The sequence below is a fragment of the Chryseobacterium sp. MEBOG07 genome, from assembly GCF_021869745.1.
Classification (GTDB): Bacteria; Bacteroidota; Bacteroidia; order Flavobacteriales; family Weeksellaceae; genus Chryseobacterium; species Chryseobacterium viscerum.
In genome coordinates, this window is record NZ_CP084579.1 from 3,776,869 (window position 1) to 3,794,873 (window position 18,005).

8 protein-coding genes are annotated in these 18,005 nt (G+C 37.2%); 4 read left to right on the top strand and 4 right to left on the bottom strand.

What is annotated here, in order from left to right:
• On the bottom strand, positions 1-1,098 hold the full coding sequence (locus tag LF886_RS17355) for a Nif3-like dinuclear metal center hexameric protein (RefSeq protein ID WP_236850848.1): 1,098 nt from the start codon (positions 1,096-1,098) through the stop codon (positions 1-3).
• A 147-nt stretch (positions 1,099-1,245) separates the two neighbouring features.
• On the opposite strand from LF886_RS17355, the gene LF886_RS17360 reads away from it, so the two are divergent.
• Together LF886_RS17360 and LF886_RS17365 are read left to right on the top strand one after the other, a co-directional pair.
• Positions 1,246-2,073 (top strand): ion transporter, encoded by an 828-nt coding sequence (locus LF886_RS17360; protein ID WP_236850849.1) that lies wholly within the window; start codon positions 1,246-1,248, stop codon positions 2,071-2,073.
• Positions 2,074-2,116: 43 nt separating this feature from the next.
• Positions 2,117-2,275 (top strand): hypothetical protein, encoded by a 159-nt coding sequence (locus tag LF886_RS17365; protein ID WP_153816342.1) that lies wholly within the window; start codon positions 2,117-2,119, stop codon positions 2,273-2,275.
• Positions 2,276-2,414: 139 nt separating this feature from the next.
• Here LF886_RS17365 and LF886_RS17370 read toward each other — a convergent pair whose 3' ends face one another.
• The 3 genes from LF886_RS17370 to dnaE all read right to left on the bottom strand — a co-directional run bounded on the left by LF886_RS17370 (position 2,415) and on the right by dnaE (position 13,450).
• Positions 2,415-4,739: a fibronectin type III domain-containing protein gene (locus LF886_RS17370; protein WP_236850850.1), complete on the bottom strand. Its 2,325-nt coding sequence runs from the start codon at positions 4,737-4,739 to the stop codon at positions 2,415-2,417.
• A 170-nt stretch (positions 4,740-4,909) separates the two neighbouring features.
• Positions 4,910-8,443 (bottom strand): T9SS type A sorting domain-containing protein, encoded by a 3,534-nt coding sequence (locus tag LF886_RS17375; protein ID WP_236850851.1) that lies wholly within the window; start codon positions 8,441-8,443, stop codon positions 4,910-4,912.
• A 336-nt stretch (positions 8,444-8,779) separates the two neighbouring features.
• Entirely contained in the window at positions 8,780-13,450 is a 4,671-nt protein-coding gene (gene dnaE / locus LF886_RS17380; RefSeq protein WP_236850852.1) for a DNA polymerase III subunit alpha, read from the bottom strand.
• A gap of 261 nt (positions 13,451-13,711) precedes the next feature.
• On the opposite strand from dnaE, the gene LF886_RS17385 reads away from it, so the two are divergent.
• Both LF886_RS17385 and LF886_RS17390 read left to right on the top strand, forming a co-directional pair.
• Positions 13,712-15,853, top strand: coding sequence for a S8 family peptidase (locus tag LF886_RS17385; protein ID WP_236850853.1), 2,142 nt, complete (start codon positions 13,712-13,714; stop codon positions 15,851-15,853).
• 75 nt (positions 15,854-15,928) lie between these two features.
• Positions 15,929-18,001, top strand: coding sequence for a thiamine pyrophosphate-dependent enzyme (locus tag LF886_RS17390; RefSeq protein ID WP_236850854.1), 2,073 nt, complete (start codon positions 15,929-15,931; stop codon positions 17,999-18,001).
• Positions 18,002-18,005 lie beyond the last annotated feature (4 nt).

An 18,005-nucleotide genomic window follows, 5' to 3' on the forward strand; every position in this document is an offset into this window, starting at 1 on the left:
TTAAATGAAATAATTTACTGGGTTTGTTTTTTCAATAGATTTTGAAATTGCAAATGTACTAAATTTTTGTGACAAAATTTCAAATAATTGTTGAGCAACAAATTGTTCTGACTCATAATGTCCTATATCACAAATCAACATTTTAGACTCTGCTAAAAAATAGTCGTGGTATTTAAGATCACCCGTAAGATAGGCATCACATTTTTTGGCTGCTGCAGATCGTATTCCACTGGCTCCTGAACCTCCTAAAACCCCTACTCTTTTGATTTTTTTATGATTAAAAGAAGAATGTTTTATCACCTCAAGACCAAACTTTTCCTTCACGAATCCAAGGAAATCTTTTTCATCCATTTCCTCTTCCAGATCACCATACATTCCCAACCCGGCATGATGGTTTTTGTTATCCAGACTGTATACCTGATGGGCAACTTCCTCATAAGGATGTGCGGTCTTCATAGCCCCTACAATCTGCCCTTGCTTGTAGTCTTCAAAAATCACAGAAATCATATCTTCATCTGCATTTTCGCGAATATTCTGCTGTCCGGAAAATGGATTGGAACCTTCTGTCGGTCTGAATGTTCCGTTACCATTGACTGTAAAGCTGCATTCGTCATAAAATCCTATATTTCCTGCTCCTGCCGAGAACATCGCTTCTTTTACTTTTTCTGAGTAATCTTTCGGAACAAAAACCGTCAGTTGTTTCAAGTTATTTTCTTTCGGTTGTAGAATTTTCATATTCTTTAATCCCAACTGACTGCAAATTCCATGATTTACCCCAAAGAAATCATTATCAAACGCGGTATGAATGGCGTAGATAGCCACTTTATTTTCAATAGCTTTTAAAACAGCTCTTTCTACATAGTTTTTCCCTGTTAGAGATTTTAATCCGGAAAATATAATCGGATGAAAGCATACAATCAGATTGCAGTTTCTTTCAATTGCCTCATCTACAACATTTTCCAACGCATCATGACAAACCAGAATGCCTGATACATCACGATCGTAAACACCACACAAAAGTCCTACATTATCAAAATCTTCTGCCTGTCTGATACTTATTTCCTCTTCTATCTTTGCAATTACAGTTTTTAGCTTCATTAATTTATATTTTACGGTTACAGCGAAGATATTAATTTTACCAAAACTCTAAAGAAAATTTTAATATTTGTAAAATCCTTTTAACAGTTATATATTTACCTTTCGCTTTATAAATTATTAACTTCGCTTTGAAATAACCTTATGTAAATGGAAAGAGAACATAATCTTATTCCTGAAGACAGTCTTTGGAAAAGATTCCTTTACCGGATCATTTACCGCTCTGATACGAGGCTCGGAAAACTTTTTGATATCATATTATTATCTTTAATTCTTGCCAGTACTGCCATCATCATGATGGAAAGTGTACCTAAGCTTGATAAAAGGTTCCATTATACATTCCTGATCCTTGAGTGGGTGATCTCTATTTTTTTCACCATCGAGTATTCTATGCGAATTACCGTAATAAAAAACAAACGGAATTATATTTTCAGTTTTTTCGGAATTATTGATTTTCTGGCTCTGGTTCCTTTTTTCCTCAGCTTTTTCTTTCCTATTACAAAGTATTTCCTGATTTTCAGAATGCTGAGAATGCTAAGAGTCTTCAGAATATTCAACCTGCTGGATTTCATGAATGACGGCTATCTTATTGTGCGGGCTTTGAAGAACAGTTCCAGAAAAATTTATATTTTCCTTTTATTCCTCATTATTTTCTCAGTTATCGTTGGATCACTCATGTTTATGGTAGAAGGCGGAAGGCAGGGATTTGAAACGATACCGCAATCGATCTACTGGGCGGTTGTCACAGTAACCACTGTAGGATATGGTGACGTATCTCCTATCACGCCTTTAGGAAAGTTTTTTGCTGTCATCCTGATGCTGGCCGGTTACTCCATTATTGCAGTTCCCACTGGAATCGTCACGGCAGAAATGAGAAATAAAAGACAAAACCTGGAAGTCATATGTGATCGCTGCGGAAATGATGACATTGATGATGATGCAAGGTATTGCAAGAAATGTGGCAAGAAATTAGCTTAATGTTTGGTATAGATTTAATTTATTCACCAAATATTACAAAATCATGGAACCAAAAAAGAAAAACAGACCAAATAGTTTAGTGATCATTCTTTTCGCACTGATAGTCCTCATGATCATCGTCTACTTTATATTAGTAATGTTCTTCCCCACTGTTTTTGACCTTATGAACAAAGGAGAGATACAGCCTGTTCCTTATAAGTAATGATCATGGCATAAAATAAAAAGATGAACGAAATAATCCGTTCATCTTTTTTTATTCATTAATTTTCAAAACAAATACCACTCTAAATAAAAGACGGATTATAAATAACCCGTCTTTTTCTTTTTATTTAAATGATGAATTATTTTTTTATGGCTTTGATAGTCTGTTTAGAACCGTCTTTCATTTCTAAAGTTACTAAATAAACACCTTGCATTAAGTCTCTTAAATGTATGGTAGATTCAGGATTTGCAATAGTTTTTACTAATCTTCCTGTAACATCTGTTACTGATACATTTTTCACGTTTTTAACATCAGAAATATTCAATACATCTATAAATGGATTAGGATATACCTGAATGCTATTTTTCACTTTGGCCACTTCAGATGTTGCCAGATTTTCGTTGGTGATATTTATATCGTCAAGATACAAATTATACTGGTCTGCATCTGAATATGCATTGAATCCAAAGAAATATACTCCGGTTGTAGGAACTGTAAACGTAATCGTCGCTGTATGTGCGGTAGCATCATCAATTGAAGGATAATCTGCTATAGAATTAGTCATCGCTGACTCAACCGGTGACGTTCCGTATGCTACCTTTAGCTTTTCAACAAAAGTTGATGAGTTATTTCCATAGATATAGCTAATTGTATACTGTACTCCTGCTGTAAGGCTCAATCCTTGAGTAAAGAACCATGCATTGGCAGAACTGGAAGAATTAAATTGATATTTTAATACATTGGTAGAGAACCCCTGACTATCGGAAGGAGGGTCCATTGTTTCCCAGTTGTTTCCAGTTCCCATATTAGTAGCCATAGTACACCCAGGAAGCTCCGGAGTGGAAACATTCTCAAAATCTATAGTATAAGGTAAGCCTGTACTTGAACATAAAGTAGTAAAAGTAACATAATCACTCCATTCACTTTTGTTGGTAGCACTACATGCAGATCTCACCCATACATAATAAGGAGTAGAAGCTGCTAAACCAGGGATATTATAAGTAATCGCTGTAACTCCTGTAAAATTAGGAGTACTTGTTGCTGTAGGCGCTGTATTGGTAGTACTATAATAAATATCATATCCGCTTGCCGGGACAGGATTGGCCGCTGTCCAGGAAATTGTAGCTCCTGCAGCAGTAATATTTGAAGCAACTAATGCTGTAGGTTCACTACAAGCAGGTGCTACATCTATACTAATATCATCAACGTATAATTCATTCATATTAGCATCAGAGTATGCCTGAAATCCAAAATAATACGTCCCTGTCGCAGCTGGTGTAAAGTTCACAAAAGCACTCGTTGCAGTACTGGTAACCACGTTTGGATAATCTGCTAATGTATTAGTCATCCCTACACCTGTAGCTGAAGTTCCGTACGCTACTTTTAATTTTTCAGCATATACTGTTCCTTCAGCATTTGCATATTTATATTTGATTCTGTAGGTAGTTCCTGCTGTAAGATTAATTCCATTGGTAAAAAACCAGGTATTGGCATCGTTGGAAGAATCATATGAATACTTAAGAACGTTCCCTGTAAATCCCTGAGCATCTAAATCTCCTGTTTCCCAGATGTTTCCAGCGCCGTCATTAACTGCTGTTGTACAAGTCGGCAAATCCGGAACTGTTACACTTTCAAAATTCAATGTATAGGGTACTCCCACAGAAACACAAGAGGTCATAAATGTTGCCTCCTGAGACCATGCACTCTTGTCTGAAGCACTACATACAGAGCGTACCCATACATGATAAGCAGTCGCCGGTAAAAGAGTAGACAGACCAGTACTTACTGTAGTACTTGTTCCGGACGGAACTATACTAGCAGAAGGATATGTAGCAGAGGTCGAATAATAATATTCGTATCCGCTGCCGGGAGCAGAAGACGGAGCCGTCCATGCAACCTGAGCTGAATTTGAAGTAACCGAAGACACCGTTATAGCAGTTGGCGCGAAACAGGTTGGAACTGCTCCAATGACCACTGTATAATCATGAGCTTCCCCATATCCATCAATATTACAAGGAATGGGATCATCTGAGAACCGATCTCCTACTCTCATTCTATAGCTACCTGGAGTAACTGTAGAAGGGATCGTTATCTGTCCGGCTGTAATATTAGCACCTCCTACAAAAGTACTGCTTGCAGATGCTACAAGTTCCGGAGCGGCATCATCAAAAGTTCCATCATTATTAAAATCTATCCAGATGCGTACATTTTGATCTTCGTATGCATGCTTAACATTAAAGTTATAGCTTAAACCTGCATTCAGGTTAATCGTCATAGAGGTAAAGTCTCCATATGCATCAGTAGAACAACCTGTATTCGAATGATCAAATCCGGCACCCGGAATTGTAAAAGAGTCTATCTGATCTCCACCATTACACCCACTAGCAAATGCAGGCGTGCAATAGGTCTGCGCGGTGGCAAAAAGGCCGGTCATTAAGAAACCAACGAGTAAAATGTTTTTCATATAATATATTATTAGTAATTCAAATCTAGCTAAAAATCATTAACAAAAAAATACTTTCATAAGTATATAATAACGTATATGTCTTTTTTTTAAATAAAATATAATCTTTACCACAAAAAAAGAGAGACTACTCAAACTGAGCAGTCTCTCTTTCATATTTTTTTAATTATTTATCTTTTAATTGCTTTAACAGTCTGTTTAGTTCCGTCTTTCATATTCAGTACTACCAAATACATTCCTTCTTTCAGATCTCTCAACTGAAGTTCTGAAGCGGGAGCTTCAATAGTCTTCACAAGTCTTCCTGCAACATCAAGAATGGAAACAGATTTCACTTTAGATGCATCAGAAATTGTTAATGTGTCAATAAATGGATTAGGATATACCTTAATTTTATTGTCTTTCACACCAACTTCAGAAGTTGATAAATTAGGATTTTGTTTTATTTCAACATTATCCAAAAGAAGATCATCGTAGAAGTATCCGTTACCGCTTACATTTTTATCTACAGTAAATCTCACCTGAATCGTTGCTCCTATATAAGAAGCAGCTAAAGGAATACTAACTGTTCTCCATTGATTTAAGTTTGTAGCATCACTAAATATAGCTACCCAGCCATTTCCATCGTTTACTTCTACAGTAAGTTTATTATTATCATAAGTAGAAGGCGAAACTGTAGTAGAAGTTGATGTAGAGTGATTTTTAAACCAATCAAAAGAAACAATAGGCGAAGTCAATCCTGTTAAATTCACAGAAGGTGTAACCAATTGTACCGTATTAGTACCTGCCCCAGCATATGGTGAACTTGCATCTACCCACGCATAGGTACCTGCTGCTCTTCCGTTATTGGCAGTATTAGCACCATAGTCTGCAGATCCTGCAAATTTCCAGAAAAGAGTTGCATCGGTAGTAGTTGCTGTAGGGTTCACATTATTCCAACAGCCTGGTGCCGTTCCACTATCAAAATTCTGAGCAAAAGGCGCCATCACTGTACCACAAAGTGTATTGAAAACAGCCGGCCCAACCCAAGGGCTCTTATCGCTCGAACTGCAGACAGATCTTACCCAAACATAATAAGTGCTGCTTGAAGCCAGCCCGGATAAAGGAGCTGAAGTGGTACTACTTGTTCCACTAGCCGTTGTAGCAGCAGTAGGAACTGTACTACTTGTACTGTAATAATATTCGTAACCGTTAGCTGGTGTTGTCGTAGGTGCTGTCCAGGACAGATTCGCTGAAGAAACTGTAGGATTAGCTACTACAGGAGAAGTTGGTTCCTGACATGTTGGAATAGCTTCTACCACAAAGTCGTCAATATGGAAGTCAATATCTGGAGTATTGGAGCTTGTTGTTGCAACAAAAGCAATTTTAATATTCCCGGAATACCCTGCAAGGTTTATTATTTCTGTTTGCCCTGTATTAGAATAAGTTGCTGCTCCCGTATAAGTTTTTATAACGTTCGCGTTACTCCATGTAGTACCACCGTCTGTGGAGACAATAACTCTAACCTGATGAGTACCTAAGGTCGTTTGTGAAGTGGTTGCCAAATAACTGGTAACAGCCATTTTATACTTCATTCTAAACATACCCGGAGTAGCTCCAAGGTTAATCGGTTGAGAAATCAACCAATCCCCGGTATTGGTTCCATATAGGTTGATTCTTACAGCTGCATTAGATCCTACATTGGCAAAACCTACCTCAGCAGCCCATTTGCTTGATCCATATGTTAAAGTAGATGAAGCTGTAACATCTCCTTTAGCAACTGACCAACACAATGGCGTAAATGTGGTAAAGTTTTGCGAAGCTGTTGGAGCATTTTCTGGTGCACAAGTCGTTGTAAAATTACGTTCAGTACAAGAAGCAGAATTACTTGTTGGTGTATAAGCGTTAACTGTATAGTAATATTTTGTTGAATAGTTTAATGGACTAGGGAGTGTATAAGTTGTTACATTTCCCAAATCAGCATTATTCATTACATCAGTTCCACCTGTTGTAGTACCGATTGACAATTTATACCCTGTTGCGTCTGTTACAGCCCCCCATGTTATTGTTGGTGTTAAAGAAACTCCTGTAGCAGGTGATGCAGGTGCACTTACAGTAGGGCAGCCAATATTTTTAGTGGTGAATGAGACCGACGTACATCCACTGGCTGTTCCGTTACTATTGACAGGCAGTATAGTAGCATAATAGGTAGTACCATATAACAATTGATTTGCTGCCGGAAGCGTATAAGTAAGCACGTTTCCTACATCTACTCCATTTATCACATTTGTTCCTCCTGGCGTAGTTCCAAGATTCAGTTTGTAAGAAGTAGCTCCTGCTGTAGCATTCCATTTGACGTTTGGTGTTATAGCTACGCCTGTTGCTGCATTAGCTGGTGCAGTAATTACGGTACAATCCGGAATTGTAATGGCTGAAATTTTAACATTATCTACATAGATATCGTCACTTCCGTTATCACCTTTAGCTAAGAATCTTACGATTGCATTAGGACTGGATGATCCTAAATCTATAAAGTTAGAGGTCCATGATGCTGAAACTCCTAAAGCAGAACCTACATCTGTAAATGTGTTCCCACCATCAGTAGATATCTGGATTTTTAAAACATCGGTTCCAGAAGGGTTGATATAATCAAAACTTAAGTATCTGTTACCTGAACCCGAAGACAGATTGACATATAAGTCCATGTATCCTGAAGCATACTGGCAGTTATAGGAGTGAAAACGGGCTGCTGGCGCTACTGCAGGAGTAGAAACCGTAGAAGATCCACTAGTGCCAGACCATCCTGAAGCAGAAGTAAACCCTGTTGTTGCAATATCACTTTGTCTCCATGCATTATCTCCTCTGGCCGGCCATGCTCTCCAATAATTGGCATTAGGAAGATCTAAAGTTGAATTTCCATCTGCCCAGGTACTGAAGTTCTCTGTGAAAGGCAATGTAGCATAGGTGGCAGGTGGAGCTTGCCATGTTCCCGGTGTGTAAGTAAATGTCAGTCCTGAAGCAGGAACTGTTGTTCCGTTGGTAATTCCTAAAGTTGCAGTAGAGCTATTTGAGCTTCCTACAGCAAGAGAAGTCCAGTTTGTTCCCGTTAAATTGTTAACATCAGAACTTTCCGATCCTCTTATCCCTACCTGTCCTGTAAGGGTTGCAGTTCCTGAAACACAGTTTCCATAAACAATAGCAACTGTTTTGGTTGTAAGGTCTAATTGAATCTGGAAATTAAGAAGCTGTGCCGCAGAAGCACTATTACCCTGTACATCTGTAAATTGCACAACAAACTTAGAACCAACAGTTTCATAGGAAATTTCAGAGGTTGTAGTATTAGCATGACGAAGATTTACAGCAAAGCCTGCAAAAGCACCGTCATAATTAGTTGGTGAAATATCGGAAGATAATCCTGTGTAAGTGGTGCTGGCAGCAGGTATCCCAAACGTAATAAAACCATTGTTACTGATATAAACAGAATTATACTTCTGATTGTTATAAGTAAAAAAACCTGGTAGAGGAATCGCTCCTGATACCAAATCTGTTCCTATAGTTGCACCGGACTGCCATATTGTTCGGCTTCCCGATAACGGTGTATAAGCACCAGAAGACTGTGCAAAGCCATATCCGTTATTTGTATTGGGGGTGGTAAGTTGAGGCGGACCAACCTGTGCGGACACGCAGTAATAGAACGCTGTCAAACACGATAGTAATAATTTCTTCATAAATAGTAATAATAAAAAGTTAGGTTTGTAAATGTATAAATATTAATTTAAATATTAGAAATTATCATAAAATAATGAATAAAATCAACTAAAAACCAATATAGAACTAAATAAAATCAAACGTTTATTTAATTTTAATATTTATTTCGCAATATGATGAAAAAACATTAAAATATTGAAAATCAAATATTTAAAATACTATACAATTAAAATAGACTTCAGAAAATTTTTCTATTTAATATAAAATTACATGTAAAATTTTTCATCAATAGTTGCAATATATAAACAAAAAAAGAGTGACCAAAAGTCACTCTTTAAGTTATTATATCATTTTTTCTAGTTTAAATAAAACTCATATTTATTAAGAAGCTGGATTTCTTTGATCAAATCTCCAGTTAAGTCTACCGAATGTTTCATAGACTGTACTTCAATATGGGAATCATCTTCAATATTTTTAATAAAGAATTTCAGTTTTTGATTTCCTTTATTTCTATCAAGAACTGTTCTGAAAAAATCCAGATCTTCCGGTCTCACATCCATCACATCCATCACTAAAGATATACTCTTAGCAAATCGCTCAAATGCTTCCTGAAGCTCTATCACATCATTTACATTAACGAAGACCCTACCGTCTTTCACCTGAGCAAATTTTATTTTAAAGATAACAAACCTCTGAACCTCCAGCTTTTCCTTCAACCTCATATAATCACGATCCCCCAACCTGAATGAATACGACCCAGAATAATCTTCAAGCGTCACAAAGGCTACTTTCTCACCACTTCTGAAACCGTCTTTTACCACATATTCCGTAATCAAACCTGCAACGGTATATTCTTTTCCGCCACCTCCATTTTCTCTTTCTTTCTGCAAAGTTTTCCAGTCTTTTTTCTTTTCTTCAAAAAGCTCTTCCGGCTTATTTGCAAAAGCCTGTTCTTTATATGCATCAACTTCATCGAGATTCAAAAAATGAAAAACCCCTTTCGGCTCAGCTTTTTTTGTAACCTCTTCTATCACCTCTTCCTCTTCACCGGCAACGATGTCATCAGAAACAATTTCTACAAGATCTGCAACCTCATCAATTGAGTCTTTTTCGAGAATTGGGGCTTCGTCTGCCACCGTTTTTCCCTCTTCATCTTTTTCTAAAACTGACTTTTGGGAAAGCTGCCCCTGCATAAACTGATATTGATATTTAAATTCATCCAAAGGATGTGCAGAAAGGTAAAACCCGATGGTTTCTTTTTCTTTATTAAGCTTATGCATGTTTGGCCATTCCGGGCAAGGCGCCAATTTGGGCTGCTCAATCTGAACTTCTTCAGCAAAATCTGCAAAAAGAGAGTGTTCCATCTCATTTTTACTTTCCTGAAAGCTTTGTCCGTACCTGATCAATCTTTCTATATTTGTTCTTCCAGCCATATCAATATCAAAATACTGACCTCTGTGGAAAGAACTCAATTCATCAAAACCTCCGGCCAAAACTAAACTTTCCGCGACTCTTTTATTCATTTGTGAAGGCAGGATCCTTTCAAAAAAATCATAAATATTTTTAAATCTTCCGTTCGCTCTTTCTCGTGTAATTCCTTCACTCGGACCTTCTCCAATACCTTTAATTGCCCCCAGGCCAAAACGAATCTGTCCTTTCTCATTTACAGAGAATTTATATTGAGATTCATTCACATCAGGACCCAAAACATCAACTCCCATACTTTTACAATCCTCCATAAACATGGTGATAGCCTCTGTATTGTTAATGTTATTACTCATTACACTCGCCATATATTCCGCAGGATAATTGGCTTTTAAATAAGCCGTTTGATACGCAATAAATGCATAACATGTTGAGTGGGATTTATTGAAGGCATATTCTGCAAAAGCTTTCCAGTCGTTCCAGATTTTTTCTAATCTCTCCTCATTCAGGTTGTTTTTTCTACCTCCTTCAATGAATTTAGGGTACATTTTATTCAGAACATCGATTTGCTTTTTACCCATTGCTTTTCTCAAAGTATCGGCTTCACCTTTGGTAAAATTTGCCAATTTCTGAGACAAAAGCATTACCTGTTCCTGGTAAACCGTAATTCCGTATGTTTCTTTTAAATATTCTTCAGTCTCCGGTAAGTCATAAACAATATCTTCAATCCCATGTTTTCTGTTGATAAAGTTTGGAATATATTTAATCGGACCCGGACGGTACAACGCATTCATGGCAATAAGATCGGCAAAAACTGTTGGTTTAAGCTCTCTCATGTATTTTTGCATCCCCGGACTTTCATATTGGAAAATACCAACTGTTCTTCCTTCTTTAAATAACTGATAGGTTTTCGTATCATCAAGCGGAATAAGGTCTGGATCAATATCTAAACCATATCTTGCCTTTACAAGCTTCAATGCATCTTTAATGATGGTCAAAGTTCTCAGCCCCAGAAAGTCCATTTTCAAAAGGCCTGCACTTTCCGCCACCGAGTTGTCAAACTGAGACACCAAAATATCGGCATCTTTTGCTGCAATCGTTACCGGAACCAGGTTACTTACATCTTCAGGCGTAATAATCACCCCACAGGCATGAATACCTGTATTTCTGATACAGCCTTCCATCTTTTTTGCACTCGCAAGCACATCATGACGGGCATCACCCGGAGTGCTAAGAACATATCTCATTTCATCAACAAGCATCTGTTCTTCCGGTTTTAGTTTATCATATTTAGATAAAGCTTTTGCAATGTTCATCCCCGGGCTTGGCGGAATTAGTTTCGCGATATTATTGGTATCAGGAATCGGAACGTCCAAAACTCTTCCCGCATCTTTAATCGCCGATTTCCCTCCCAGAACCGAGTAGGTAATAATCTGTGCTACCTGATTTTTACCGTATTTTTCAACTACCCATTTGATAATTTTATCACGCCCTTCATCATCAAAATCGATATCAATATCGGGCATGGAAATCCTTTCAGGATTCAAAAAACGCTCAAAAAGCAAATCATATTTAATAGGATCTACGTTCGTAATTCCCGTGCAATAGGCTACAGCAGAACCTGCAGCAGAACCACGGCCGGGACCAACCCAAACGCCCATTTTTCTTGCTTCGTTACAAAAATCCTGTACAATCAGGAAATAACCGGGATACCCTGTGTTGGCAACAACTTCCAGTTCAAAATCTAAACGTTCTTTAATTTCGTCTGTGATTCCGGTTTCTACATATCTTTTTTTCGCTCCTTCATAGGTTAAATGTGTCAAATAGGCCATTTCCCCACGTTTCCCTCCGTCAATATCGTCTTCAGCATGAATAAACTCCTCAGGAATATCGAATTTAGGAAGTAAAACGTCTCTTTTTAGGGTATAAGGTTTAAATTTTGCAGTGAATTCTTCATAGGTATCAAAAGCATCAGGATACGCCAAAAAAGCTTCTTTTATTTCGTCAGAATTTTTGATGTAATATTCTCCTGTAGCCAACCCTCTTCTCTTTCCAAAGCCTTTTCCGACAGGAGTTGTCAGTTTTTCTCCATCTTTGATGCAGCTTACAATATCCTGAATATTAGAATCGTCTTTGTTAGAATAAAAAGTTTCGTTCTGTGCTAAAATTTTAACATTATATTTATCAGCAAAATGCAGTAAGACATCATTCAAATGCTCTTCTTCAGGCAGTTTATGATTTTGAATCTGAACATAGAAATCATCTTCAAAGGTATCTTTCCACCATTTGAAAAGCTCCTCCCCTTTTTGTTCACCGGTATTTAAAATAGCATCAGGAATATCTCCCAGAATTCCTGAAGTCAGTGCAATCAAACCTTCTTTATATTCAGCTATCAATTCACGACTAATCCTTGGAACTCCAAAATAGAAGCCTTTAAGGAAACCTATACTTGAAAGTTTTGCTAAATTTTTATAGCCTTCAAAATCTTTCGCCAACAAAACAACCTGCGTTCTTCTATCGGGATCATCTTTTGTAAATTGTTTCTGTTCGTAACGTTCTGAAATATAAAATTCGCAGCCTACAACGGGAATTAACGGTTCTGAAACAGGCTCTACTTCATTAAATTCTTCTCCGTTTTCTTCTGCTTCCTGTTTTTTCGCTAAATATTCTTTATGCTTTTTTACTCTGTCACCATTAGTTCCTTCCACTGCTGAAACGAACTTAAAAGCTCCCATCATGTTCCCAAGATCTACCATTCCTACAGCAGGGAAATTTTCATCGGTAGCTTTTTTGATCAGATCATTGATGCTTGAAGTAGCTGTAAGCGTAGAAAAAACACTGTGATTATCAAAATTGAAGTACTTGCCTAAATCAATTTCATCAATACTTCCAAAATCCTGCTGCTTTTTCTTGTTATGAAAATCTGCAACCTGCCTTCTGATAACGATATTAAAAGGCTTGATCGGATCTGGATAAAGACTCTTGAAATAAGCCAGCTGATCTTCTGAGATCTTTAGTGTTTCAGCAGGAACCACCCCTATTCTTATCATTTCAAAGAAGGCACTGGCCGTAGCATTTACGTCGGCAGCAGCGTTGTGAGCTTCATCGAACTTATGACCGTACAATTTTTCATACAATTCTTCCAGTTTCGGAGATTTGTATCGACCTCCCCGTCCTCCGCCAAGCTGACAGAAGTCGGTTCCCAAAATCATCGTATCTGCTTTGGGTTTTTCCTGTAGATTATCCTTCAGGTTTTTCCTGTAAAATTCTGCCCCTACAATATTATAGTCGAACTCTACATTATGTCCGGAAACAACTCTTGTTCTTTCAAGGACTTTAGAAAACTCTTCAAGAATCTCCTGAAGGTCTCGTCCTTCTTCATTTGCAATTTTCGTTGTAATCCCGTGAATTCTTGCCGCGTTAAAGGGAATATCATATCCTTCAGGCTTTATTATATAATCCTGGTTTTCAATCAACTTTCCGTCATCGTCGTGCAACTGCCATGCGATCTGAACCATTCTTGGCCAGTTATCCGAATCTGAAAGCGGAGCGTTGAAATTTTTTGGTAAACCGGTTGTTTCTGTGTCAAAAATTAAATACATATAATTTTCTAACTTTTTTATAAAAAAGAGAATGTAAAGTTACTTCATTTTTTCTAAATATTGCTTTATAGTAACCATATAAACAATCAATAATATTTATAAAAAACAGCAAAATAAGAAATTTTCAAAAAATCATTTTAACAGTTTAAAACATAAATTAAAATTACCTTAAAAAATTAGACTTATTCATTAAAACTAATTAATTATTAAAATTTTAGCATAATTTTGATTCACTACAGTTTTAACAATTTACTACCCAAAATGAAGAAACAATTACTTTTACTTAGCACTTTAGCCATTACGCTAATAAATGCACAAAACAATGAAGAATTAAATAGATTATTTGAACGTCAGAGAATAGACAACAACGAAAAGTTTGATGCCTATGTATCTAAACGATATGGTTCAAATAAAGCTCCTGAAGTTTTAAAAGAAATTGAACTGCAAAGAACTAATCTTGCAGGCTTTTTACCAGACAATAAGCCTTACTTTTTTCAGGCTCACGATATGGATCAGATTAAAAATTCCAATTCTGATTTTTTGCAGGGGGGAAATATTACTGGCTTAACGGGATCTTTTAACGGAGACGGTATTAAGTTTACTATTTTTGATGGCAGTACTGCTTCCGGCGTAGCAAGAGTATTTGCAAACCACGTCTTCTTTAACAATATTCCTAACAGAATTACCAATAAAGAAAGCAGCAGTGTCAATTATGGTGACCATGCAACAGCTGTTTCCAGTTTTATAGGTGCAAAAGATTATCCATACACTGTAACATTTACGAACGGTACAACAAGACAGGTTAATTTCAAAGGGATTGCACCCAACTCTACAATAGATGCTTATGCTTTTGGAACATCTGTTTTGGATGGTGAAACTGTACAAAGTACCGTTTTTCAAAAAATCGTAAAGGCACAGCCTAATGTTTCCAACCATTCTTATGGAAGTAATCAGGGATGGGCAGACCCTCAATTGGTTAACAATGAACCTGCATGGGTATGGAATGGTACTTTTGCCAGTCCAAACACCTCTTTTGATGCTCAGGGAACATATCTCACAAACGACCGTGATTATGACCAGATTGTATACAACAATCCTTCTTATATCATTGTAAAATCGGCAGGAAACTCATTTGGTGAAGGACCTAGTGCTGACACTAGTACTTATAAAAAATATTACAAAGATAACTCAGGGAATTTTGTAGAATTTGCTGCAACTGATACTCTACCTCCTAATAATTGCGCACAAGGATATGACTGTATAGGGATTGGTTCTCTTGGGAAAAATATTATTGTGGTAGGAGCTGCAGATAGAATAACGACTAACGATGGAAGATATACAGCTTCCTCGGATGTCATCCATTCCGTTTACAGCAGTGCTGGCCCAAGAGATGACGGAGGTATCAAACCGGATATTACAGCGGTGGGGACCAGTGTTGCCAGTGCATGGACTGATAATACAAGTACAGGAGGAAGTAAAATCGATATAGGAGATGGAACTTCTTATTCTGCCCCTGTAGTAACAGGTATTATTGGACTTTGGACACAGGTTAATAAGCAGTTGTTTGGAGGTAACTTATTAAATGCTGCATCAGCAAAAACCTTAATGGTACATTCAGCGAAAGAAGCAGGCAACATAGGTCCTGATCCACAATTTGGATGGGGTTTTATTGACGCCAAAAAAGGAGCTGAACTTCTTGTAGGAAAATCCAACAACAGTATTATTTTTAATGATGAAGTATTAAGTAGCGGAGTTGCTAATGTAAAAACAGTTAAAGCGTCAGGGTCTGAACCTTTAAAGGTAACAATATCCTGGATTGATCCTGAATTCACAAACTTTACTAATCAATGGAGCAATATTTACAATAACAGAAGTTCTAAGCTGATTAATGATCTGGATCTAAAGATTACTGATACTACAACAAACACGGTTTATTATCCATGGAAGCTGGATGCCAACAATCCAATGACTCCAGCTACAAAAGGAGATAATACGGTAGACAACGTAGAACAGGTAATAGTAGATGCTCCTGTTGCAGGAAGAACTTATAAAATAGAGATCACCAATAAAGGTATACTGAAAAATAATACAGGCGGAAATGCCCCTCAAAATTATTCTGTCATCGTAACAGGATTTACTGAGTTATTAGGAACTAAAGATATTGCCAACCCTCTTAATAATCTTGCGATTTCCCCTACCATTACAAAGGATTTTACCAACATTTTAAAAGCACCTAAAAAGTCTACATTCAATGTATATGATCTTACAGGTAAAAAACTACAAAGCGGTACCATCAATAATGAGAAGGAACCAGTAGATTTATCTGCTTACACAAAAGGAATTTACATCATTGAAGTAAAAACAGACAAAGATGTTATTTCCAAAAAAGTGATCAAGGAATAACCTATATAAACAAAGATTTTACACAAAATACTAACAGTTGTTAGTATTTTGTTTTTTTATGTATATTTGCTTCCTATGGAAAATGCACTTCACGAAAAAGTTTCTCAAGATATACTACTCAAGGCGTATAATCATATGATGCTGGCCAAAGCAATGGCTGATATTTACGAAGAAAACAGAAATGTATGTAAATATGTTCACAGTACTTCAAGGGGGCACGAAGCCATCCAGCTTGCAACAGCTTATCAGCTCAAGAAAGAAGACTGGGTTTCTCCTTATTATAGAGACGAAAGCATCCTTTTAGGAATAGGTTTTGAACCTTACCAACTAATGCTTCAATTATTGGCTAAAGCTGATGATCCTTTTTCAGGAGGAAGATCATATTACTCCCATCCTTCCAGCAGAGACGAAAACAAACCAAAAATTGTTCACCAGAGTTCTGCAACCGGAATGCAGACTATTCCTACTACAGGAGTAGCACAGGGAATCAAATATATTCAGGATTTCAATCTTCAGGAATTTGAAAACAATCCTGTTGTTGTATGCAGCCTTGGAGACAATTCTGTTACTGAAGGTGAAGTAAGTGAAGCTTTACAGTTTGCTGCTTTGCATCAGCTTCCTATTATTTTCCTTGTACAGGATAATGAGTGGGGAATTTCCGTAACAAAAGATGAAGCAAGAACTTGTGATGCTTATGATTTTGTAGCAGGATTCACTGGGTTGAGCAGAATGAGAGTAGACGGAACTGATTTCGTGGAAAGTTTTGAGGCCATGAAAAAAGCCGTGGATTTTGTAAGAACAGAAAGAAAACCTTTGGTTGTCTGTGCAAAAACTGTACTGATCGGACATCATACTTCCGGTGTAAGAAGAGAATTCTATAGAGACGAAGAAGATTTATCAAAACATAGAGCTAAAGATCCGGGAGAAATCCTTAGAAAACATTTACTGGAAACAGGTACTGATGAAGATCTTTTAAAGCAAATCACGAAAAAGGCACGTCTTGAAGCTGAAGAAGCTTTTGAAAAAGCTAAAAATGCAGAAGATCCAAAGCCTGAAACTGTAATGCAGCACGTTTTTGCTCCTACTCCTATTACAGAGGAAACAGGGACACGTGAACCTGCCAACGGAGAAAAAATTGTAATGGTAGATGCTGCCATCCATGCGATACAGGAATTGATGTGGAAGCACCCTGAAGCTCTTCTTTACGGACAAGATGTAGGAGAAAGAATTGGTGGAGTTTTCCGTGAAACAGTAACGTTAGGAAAAAAATTCGGAAGCAAAAGAGTATTCAATACCGCGATTCAGGAGGCGTATATCATTGGATCTACAGCCGGGATGAGTGCTGTAGGATTAAAACCAATCGTTGAAGTTCAGTTCGCAGATTATATTTACCCGGGAATCAACCAGTTAATTACGGAGATTTCAAAATCAAGTTATTTAAGTGGCGGAAAATTCCCTGTAAGCAATATCATCCGTGTTCCAATCGGAGCATACGGTGGTGGAGGTCCTTACCACAGTGGAAGTGTTGAGAGTATTTTAGCCAACATCAAAGGAATCAAAATAGCTTATCCAAGTAATGCAGCAGATTTTAAAGGTTTATTAAAAGCAGCGTATTACGATCCAAACCCGGTAGTAATGCTGGAGCACAAAGGATTATACTGGAGCAAAGTTCCGGGAACTGAAGATGCTAAAACCATAGAACCGGCTGAAGACTATGTTCTTCCATTTGGAAAAGGTAAAGTAATTATTGAAGCTGATAAGAATGAAACTGAGAAAGGAAGAACCTTATTAGTGGTTACTTACGGAATGGGAGTTTACTGGGCTAAAGAAGCCGCCAAGAATTTCAACGGAAGAGTTGAAGTAATTGATTTAAGAACATTAATTCCTCTTGACGAAGAACTTGTTTTCGAAAGAGTGAAAGCTCATGGAAAATGTATCGTTCTTACAGAAGAACAGCTTAACAACTCTTTTGCAGAAGCTTTTGCACACCGTATTTCCAAAAACTGCTTCAAATATCTAGATGCCCCTGTAGAAACAATGGGATCACTTGATGTTCCTGCAGTTCCTATCAATCTGATACTGGAAAAAGAAATGCTTCCAAATGCTGAAAAACTCAGCAATAAGATCGAAGAAATGCTGAAATATTAATTTT